Genomic DNA, 7,456 nt, shown 5'->3' on the forward strand with positions numbered 1-7,456 from the left:
GGCCCCATCGTCATGAAACAAAGGAATCTTCGTGAAGTTCATCCACGCGGCAGACATACACCTCGACAGCCCGTTGCACGGCCTGAGCGCCTATCCCGACGCGCCGGCCGCGCAGTTACGCAACGCGTCGCGCGAGGCGCTGCGGCAGCTCGTGGATCGTGCGATCGAAGAGGACGTCGCGTTCCTCGTGATCGCCGGCGACCTGTACGACGGCGACTGGAAGGACCACAACACAGGCATCTTCTTCGGCCAGCAGATGGGGCGCCTGCGCAAGGCCGGCATCCGCGCGTTCGTGCTCGGCGGCAACCACGACGCCGAAAGCGAGATGACGAAGAAGCTGACGCTGCCCGACAACGTCACCGTGTTCGGCCACCGCAAGGCGGAAACCCACAAGCTGCCCGAATTCGACGTCGCGCTGCATGGGCAGAGCTTCAAGGACAAGGCTGTCGTCGACAATCTCGCGATCGGCTATCCGGACCCGGTGCCCGGTTACTACAACATCGGCGTGCTGCACACGGCGCTCGAAGGCTATGCGGCGCACGCGAACTATGCGCCCTGCACGCTGGCCGAACTCCATGCGAAAGGCTACGACTACTGGGCACTCGGCCACGTGCACGAATTCCAGCAATGGTCGGGGCCGTCCACGGTGGTGTTTCCCGGCAACCTGCAGGGGCGCCATATCCGCGAGACGGGCCGCCGCGGCGCGGTGCTCGTGACGGTCGAGCAGGGCCGCACGCAGGTCGAGCGCCTGTATCTCGACGTGCTGCGCTGGGAAGCCGTGTCGGTCGACGCGTCCGATTGCCTTACCGTCGCCGACCTGTCGAGAAAAATCGGCCAGTCGCTGGAAGCGCTGCTGACCGTCGACGGCCATGTGCCGCGCGCGGTGCGCGTGACGGTCACGGGGCGCACGCCCGCGCATGGTCTCTTTTTCGGCCGCGCGCCGCAGTTGCGCGCGGAGGTGCTGAACCAGATCGGGATCATCGGCAACGAGCGGCTGTGGCTCGAGAAGGTTCGGCTCGCGACGTCCGCTGCCGATCATCAGCCGGGCGAAAGCGAGCAGCTCGAAGCGCTGGAGGACCTGAAGCAGATCTTGGCCGACGCCGCGCGCGATCCGGATTTCCTCGAACTGCTCGAGCGCGACCTGAAGCCGTTCGTCGGCAAGGTGCGCAGCGACGTGAAGGAAGAGGTGCCGTTGTTGACGATGGCGCGCGCGGGTGAGCTGACCGCACTCGTCGAGCAGGTCGGGCCCGCGTTGCTCGCGCGGCTGGCGAGGGGGGAATAAGCGATGAGGATCAACCAGCTCGATCTGATCAAGTACGGCAAGTTCACCGACGAGACGCTGCGATTCCCGTCGGCCGGCGAGGATTTCCACGTGATCGTGGGGCCGAATGAGGCCGGCAAGTCGACGATCCGCACGGCGGTGTCGGAGCTGTTGTTCGGGATGAAGCTGCAGACACCGCTCGATTTCCTGCACAGCACGCCTGAACTGCGGATCGGCGGCGTGCTGGAGAGCGGCACGGGCGAACTCGCGTTCCACCGCGCGCGCGGGCGCAGTCCGTTGCGTACACCCGCCGACGACAAGTTGCCCGACGATTATCTCGCCGCCGTTCTCGATGGCGCCACGCGCGAATTCTTCGAACAGATGTTCGGGCTCGATCACGGGCGTCTGGTCGACGGCGGCCGGAGCATTCTCGACGCGTCCGACAAGCTGGGCCAGGTGCTGTTCGAATCGGCTGCCGGTGTCGGCAGTCTCGGGCCGGTGCGTGAGGAGCTCGAGGCGCGCGCGGTCGAGCTCTGGGCGCCGCGCCGCAGCGGCAGCGCGTTTGCACTCGCCGAATCGTCGTTCAACGAAGCCGTGACCGAACTGAAGACGGTTCAGGTGCGCACACGCGACTGGGTCGAACGCAAGGACGCGCGCGAAGCGGTCGAACAGCAGATCGAGCAGGCACGCGCGGAACAGCGTCGGCTCGAAGCGCTGCGCTCGAAGCTCGAACGCGTGCGACGGCTGGCACCGTACCTGAAGGAGCTGACGGTCAAGGACGCCGCGCTGGCGGAACTGGGCCCGGTCGTCGAGTTGCCGCCCACCGCGTATGCGGACCTGCTGAAGGCGCAGGGCGATCTCGCCGCCGAACAGAAGGTGCTCGAGGAGCGGCGTGCCGACCTGCTTGCAAAACGGCAGGCGCGCGATGCGATCGACGCCGACGCCGACACGCTGGCGCTTGAAGCCGACATCGAAGCGCTCGACCGGCTGCGCGGCGCGTGCATGAATCACGCGCAGGATCTGCTGCTGCTCGGCGCGGATGTCGAGCGGCACCTGTCCGCCGCGTTTGCAGCCGCCGCCCAGCTCGGCTGGCCGACGGACGAAGCGTCGCTGCGTGCGTCGCTGCCGACCGCGTTGTCGCTGAAGACTGTCGCAAACCTGTTGCGCGAACACGGTGCGCTGCACCAGGCGCTTGCCGGCGCGCGCGAATCGCTCGACGAACGCACGCGCGAGCTTGCGCAGGTGCAGGAACAACAGGCGCGCCTGTCGACCGTCGACGTGCCGGAGGCGCTGCGTGCGGCGCTGGCCGATGCGCAGGGCTTTCGCAACAGTGGCCAGCGCGAGCAGGCGCTCGAACAGGAAATCGCCGCCGCCGAGCGCACGTTGTCCGGCGCACTCGATGCGCTCGGCCAGTGGCGCATGCCGGTCGATACGCTGCGTGCGCTCGACGTGCCGTCGGCGGCGCGGCTCGGCACGCTGCTGAAGGAAGACAGCGAACGCGCGAGTGCGGTCGCTGCTGCACGCGACGCGCGGGACGGCGCACTCGAAGAGCTCGAGCGGCTCGAACTGCAGGAAAAGCACTTCGCGGAGAACCACAAGGTCGTCACGACCGCCGACGTGCTGGCGGCGCGCGCGCGACGCGACGGCGCGTGGGGCGACATCCGCAGCGGCGCGGTCGATCTCGCAATGGGCGCACCTGCGGTCGACGACGCGATCCGCCTGGCGGACGAACTCGTCGACGCACAGCTCGGCGCGACGCAGGCGGCGGCGATGTTGCAGTCGCTGCGCCAACAGGTCGAATCCTCACGTGCCGGCGTGACGCGCAAGCAGGCCGCATTGGACGAGCGCGAGCGTGAGCTCGCCGCGCATCGCGACGCATGGGCCGCGCTCGCGACGACGGCCGCGGTGCCCGGCATGCCGCTGGCGGCGATGGGCGACTGGCTGGCGAAGCGCGACACGGTGTTCGCCGCGCAGGGCGCCCTCGACCGGCTGCGCCGCGAATTCGACACGATTCGCGCCGCGCGGGCGGATGCCGAAACCACGCTGCGCACGGCACTGCGTACCGTGTCGCGCGGCGGTGAGTCGGATGGTTTGGCGGCGCTCGTCGCGATCGCCGAGACCTTCGTACAGTCGGCCGAGAAAGCGCTCGCGCAGCAGGACAGCCTGGAGGATCGCGCACGGGAGGCGGAACGCGGATGCGCGACGGCACAGTCGCGTGCCGGCCACGCGCAGACGGCCTACGATGCGTGGCATGCGCAATGGCGCGACGCGCTGGCTGACGCAAAGCTGTCCACGAGCGCGGCGACGCTGGCCGCGGCGGAAGGTGCGCTCGGGCTCGCCAACGCGGTGACGGTCGAACTGGCCGATGCCGATGCGCCGCGTAACCGGATCGTTGCGATCCGTGCGGAGCTGTCCGCGCTCGAGTCGGGCGCACGAAGGCTCGCCGAAGCGCTCGCGCCGGAATGGTTGACGAGCGGCGACTGGCCGGACGTCGCGCGTCGGCTGACGATGCGCCTCGCGGCTGCCAGGGAAGTCGCGCGTGCGATCGATCGCGCCGACGAGGCCGTGCGGCAGGCCGACGGCAAGGTCGCGGATGCGGCCGCCGCGGTGGCCGGTGCCGATGCGCGTATCCAGCCGCTGCTGCAACTCGCCGGCGTAGCGTCGATCGACGCGGCGCTGCCGCTGGCCGAACGCTCGGATCGCCAGCGCCAGCTTCGGCAGGCGGTCGATGCCGCGCACGAGGCACTGGTGCGCGATGGTGACGGCCTGTCCCGGTCCGCCGTCGAAGCGGAAGTCGCGGAACAGGACATCGCCGACGTACCGGCTCATCTCGAAGCGGTGAAGCAGTCGCTCGGCGACGTCGGCAAGCGGCTGAACGAGCTTGCCCAGCAGCAGGTCGTGGCCGATCAGGCGTTCGGCGCGATCGACGGCCAGTCGAACGCGGCCGTTGCCGAATCGAAGCGTCAGGAAGCGCTGGCGGCGATGGGCGAAGCAGCCGAACAGTATCTGGAGGCGGCCACGGCGAGCCGGTTGCTGAAGTGGGCGACGGATCGCTATCGCGACCAGAAGCAGGGGCCGATGCTCAGGCGCGCGGGTGAGATTTTCGCGGGGCTCACGCTGGGTGAGTTCGCGCGGCTGACCGTCGATACCGAACGGACGCCGCCCGCCCTGTATGCACGACGGACGCAGGGGGCATCGGTCGAGGTCGCCGGGTTGAGCGAAGGGACGCGCGACCAGTTGTTCCTCGCACTGCGGATCGCGGCGCTGGAGTTGCAGCTCGGCAGCCGGACCGCACTGCCTTTCGTGGCCGACGACTTGTTCATCAACTTCGACGATGCGCGCGCGAAGGCCGGCCTCGATGCGCTGCGTGATCTGTCGACGCGAACCCAGGTGCTGTTTCTGACGCACCACGACCACCTGCTGCCGCTCGTGAGAGATGTATTCGGCGCGCGGGTCAACGTGGTCGAGCTCCAGCGCGCACCGGTGGGCGCGTGACGCAGGGCATGCGTGAGTGCCGGCGCACGGGCAGGGTCATCACGAACAGGTAGTATGTGCGGTTCCGAAATGCACGCGGCCGGTTCTGCCGGTCGCGGGCCAGGCCACACGAGGGGGGAATATGAAAAAGCTGGTAGCCGCCATCGCGTTCGCGGCGGACAAGCATCGCAATCAGCGGCGCAAGGACGAAGAAGCGTCGCCGTACATCAATCATCCGATCGCGCTCGCCGACGTGCTGGCCAACGAGGCAGGCGTCGAGGACGAACGCGTGATCGTCGCGGCCGTGCTGCACGACACGGTCGAGGATACGGAGACGACCGAGCAGGAACTGCTGCGACTGTTCGGCAAGGACGTGGCGGACATCGTGATGGAAGTCACCGACGACAAGTCATTGCCGAAGGAGGAGCGCAAGCGTCTGCAGGTCGAGCATGCGGCGACCATCAGCCGGCGCGCGAAGCTCGTGAAGCTGGCCGACAAGATCTGCAACCTGCGCGACATCGCGCGGCATCCCCCCGCGGACTGGCCGCTCGAGCGCAAGCAGGCGTATTTCGACTGGGCGAAGTCGGTCGTCGACCCGATGCGCGGTGTGCATCCCGGTCTCGAGGCGATCTTCGACACCGCCTACGACGCACGGCCGGCGGACTGACGCGCCCGCATGCGATCCGCTCGATCCTTCGGATCCGCCACGTGGCAATCGCCGGCCGTGGCGGGTGTCGATGTGGGTGGCGAAAAGAAGCAGTGCGATCTCGTGATCCTGCGCGGACGGACAGTCGTCTACCGCGAGGAACGGATCGCGCCCGAGGCGGTGCCTGCGCTGTGCCTCGCCCATGACGTCGTGGCCGTGGGTGTCGACGCACCGAGCCTGTGGTGGACGGGGAGCGGGCGCCGCGCGGCCGAACAGGCGCTCGCGCGCGAACGGATCTCGTGCTTTCCGACGCCGTCGCGGGAACAGGCGGTTGCAAGCACGTCAGGCTTCTTCGACTGGATGTTCATGGGAGAGCGTGTCTACCGCGCGCTCGCGGATGCCTATCCGCTGCTGACCGGCGCCCGCTATGCGGGCGGGCGCGCGAGCTTCGAAACCTATCCTTATGCGATCACCTGCGCGCTGCTGGGGAAGGCCGTCGCATCGGCGAAGCAGAAACGCAACCAGCGCCGGCAATTGCTGGAACGACTGGGCGTCGACGTATCGACGTTGAAGTCCGTCGATGCGCGAGACGCGACCCTTTGCGCGTTGACGGCGCAATGCGTCATCGACGGGAATGCGCACGCGTATGGCGATGCGGAGGGCGGATATATCCGCGTGCCGATCGTGAGCGAGACGATCGTTCTCGACGCACTGTAGTCGTGTCGCGCGGCCCGGGCGAGGGGTGTAGCGAAAAGGTGAGCTTTTGCGGGAGGGCGGCGGCCCGCGTGACGGCGAAGGCTTCAGGCCGGGACTGCAGGCCGGCAAACATCGGGATGGCTGGCGCACACGACATCATGCCGGTGCGCTACGCGATCCCGAGCGGCGTCGCTCAACCCTCGAGGATGGCTTTCGGTATGCTGGACAGATCGCAGGCGTCCGCCTGTTCGAAGTAGCCTTCGGCATCGTCGATCATCACGACTGCGACGTCGATCAGCTCGTCGAGCCGTTGCAGCAGCGACTCACGCCACTCGATGTCTTCGTCGCGCTCGGGCGTCTTGTCCAGTTGCTCGATGATCGAGTCGGCCGTCTGCAGGAAAGGAATCGCCTGCTGATAGTTTTCGATCGAGACCATCGCTGCGTTGCGCGCGCCGACGAGTCGCTCGCGATGCTCGTCCGCCAGTTCGGATTCACCGCTGATCCGCGGCAATACATCCGAGATGCGCTGCAGAAGCGGTGGGGCCTGTTCTTCCAGGATGATGGCGCGCTCGCGCAGCGCTGCATATTCGTCGCGAAGGTCGGCGTCGCCGGATTGAGAGGTGCTGTCCATCGTGGATATGAATGCGTGGTTCGGTCGCGGCATGATACTCGACGGCACCCGCTTCCTTGTCCGTTCCGCGACCTCATATATAGAGGGGGACGACAGGCATACGTCACATCAATAGAGGGGGCTCGCGTTGCGATGCGTGGCCCGTCGAGCCCGAAGCCCCCGTGCGCGTCAGCGCACGGGGGCTTTTCAAAATATTTTCACAAAGGGCTTGCATAGACGGGGGTGGGTGCTTAGAATCACGCCTCTTTCGCGCTAACGGAAACGCGGCGCGGGAGAAGGGAAGCAAGGCGGGTGGTGTGCTGGAGTCTGGAGCGCGCCACTGGCCTGGAAGTTGAACCCCGCAGTCGCAACGATGTAGTGTAAAAAGTTGTTGACGAACTGCGAAACACGGTTCATAATCTCGCTTCTCTGCTGCTGAAAACGCAGCGCTGCTGGGAAACACGAAGTTCCTCGCAGAATGCTCTTTAAAAATTAACAGCCGATAAGTGTGGGCGCTTGATGGAAGCGAGCTGATCCTCGGATCAGATAGCGAAAGTATCAAGAGTCTCACACTAAAGTAAGTCAGGTTTATGAAGTAATTCATTTACCTGTCAGCTTTGAGTGAGCGACCGGTTCTTAACCGAACCGAAAACAGTAACAGGTTTAAACTGAAGAGTTTGATCCTGGCTCAGATTGAACGCTGGCGGCATGCCTTACACATGCAAGTCGAACGGCAGCACGGGTGCTTGCACCTGGTGGCGAGTGGCGA

The 7,456-nt window shown here is 66.5% G+C and carries 5 protein-coding genes and 1 rRNA gene; 5 read left to right on the forward strand and 1 reads right to left on the reverse strand.

What is annotated here, in order from left to right; all coding sequences use genetic code 11:
• The first annotated feature begins 31 nt into the window (after window positions 1-31).
• From CFB40_RS35675 to CFB40_RS35690, 4 genes are all read left to right on the forward strand, one after another.
• Window positions 32-1,282: a metallophosphoesterase family protein gene (locus CFB40_RS35675; RefSeq protein ID WP_089433994.1), complete on the forward strand. Its 1,251-nt coding sequence runs from the start codon at window positions 32-34 to the stop codon at window positions 1,280-1,282.
• Window positions 1,283-1,285: 3 nt separating this feature from the next.
• The gene (locus CFB40_RS35680) at window positions 1,286-4,756 is read left to right on the forward strand and encodes an ATP-binding protein (RefSeq protein ID WP_089433995.1); all 3,471 of its coding nucleotides are present in this window, start codon (window positions 1,286-1,288) and stop codon (window positions 4,754-4,756) included.
• Between the two features lie 121 nt (window positions 4,757-4,877).
• Window positions 4,878-5,402, forward strand: coding sequence for an HD domain-containing protein (locus CFB40_RS35685; RefSeq protein WP_043185438.1), 525 nt, complete (start codon window positions 4,878-4,880; stop codon window positions 5,400-5,402).
• Window positions 5,403-5,411: 9 nt separating this feature from the next.
• Window positions 5,412-6,098 carry a DUF429 domain-containing protein gene (locus CFB40_RS35690; RefSeq protein ID WP_089433996.1) on the forward strand — a complete coding sequence of 229 codons (687 nt, stop codon included), beginning with the start codon at window positions 5,412-5,414 and terminating at the stop codon, window positions 6,096-6,098.
• 172 nt (window positions 6,099-6,270) lie between these two features.
• On the opposite strand, the gene CFB40_RS35695 is transcribed toward CFB40_RS35690, so the two are convergent.
• Window positions 6,271-6,708: an ATPase gene (locus tag CFB40_RS35695; protein ID WP_373452707.1), complete on the reverse strand. Its 438-nt coding sequence runs from the start codon at window positions 6,706-6,708 to the stop codon at window positions 6,271-6,273.
• A 644-nt stretch (window positions 6,709-7,352) separates the two neighbouring features.
• Between CFB40_RS35695 and CFB40_RS35700 the strand changes: the two genes are divergently transcribed.
• Window positions 7,353-7,456 (forward strand): 16S ribosomal RNA (locus CFB40_RS35700); the annotation flags it as partial.

This window comes from Burkholderia sp. AU31652 (genome assembly GCF_002223155.1).
Taxonomy (GTDB): domain Bacteria; phylum Pseudomonadota; class Gammaproteobacteria; order Burkholderiales; family Burkholderiaceae; genus Burkholderia.